The following is a 716-nucleotide window of genomic DNA, read 5'->3' on the forward strand; positions in this document are numbered from 1 at the left end:
AGCAGTCTGCATTGGAGTTGATAATGCCGGAAATTTTACAAAACTTGATAACGCCATAAAGGATGCCGATGCTATGGAAAAGGTTTTCAAATCCTTTGGATATGATACTATCTTGCAAAAAGATATTAACGTAGATGACTGGATAGCTCTTTCGGCTCACCTGCAAAAAGAACTTAAAAACTACGATAGCTTTATATTTTTTTATGCCGGGCATGGCATTGAGGTGGCCGGAGAGAATTACCTCACACTTCATGAAACAGTACAGGACCAGGAAAGCAAAAGCTATTATGACAGGTTTGCAATCAAATTGTCCGAAGTTCTTGAACTGGAAAAAAATAACTTATCAATATCTAAGATCATCATAGTCGATGCATGTCGGGATAATCCAAAAGGTGTAAGGGGCGTTCAAGCCGAAGAATTTGCTCCGATCGCTACACCAAGAGGAACCTTGATCGCCTTTTCCACAACCAGCGGTGAGAAGGCCGCCGACTATGGATTCCCAAACAATAGCGCCTACACTGGTACTTTGGTCCATCATTTAAAAAACAGCTCAAATATCCAGGCAGAATCCCTTTTTAAAAGAGTTAGACAATCGGTTTTTTCGATTACTAAAGGAAAAAAAGTGACTTGGGAGCACACATCACTGATTGACGAATTTTATTTTCAGAAACCCGTAGCGCAAACAATTGACTACGGTTATCCGGATCAGTATATCA

1 protein-coding gene is annotated in these 716 nt (G+C 40.2%); it reads left to right on the forward strand.

Annotation, left to right across the window (positions count from 1 at the left end; all coding sequences use genetic code 11):
- A partial coding sequence (locus ACNOHI_RS24850; RefSeq protein WP_420477406.1) for a caspase family protein occupies window positions 1-716 on the forward strand: 716 nt, incomplete at both ends.

This window comes from Noviherbaspirillum sp. ST9 (assembly GCF_048799745.1).
In the GTDB taxonomy this organism is placed as follows: domain Bacteria; phylum Pseudomonadota; class Gammaproteobacteria; order Burkholderiales; family Burkholderiaceae_D; genus Noviherbaspirillum.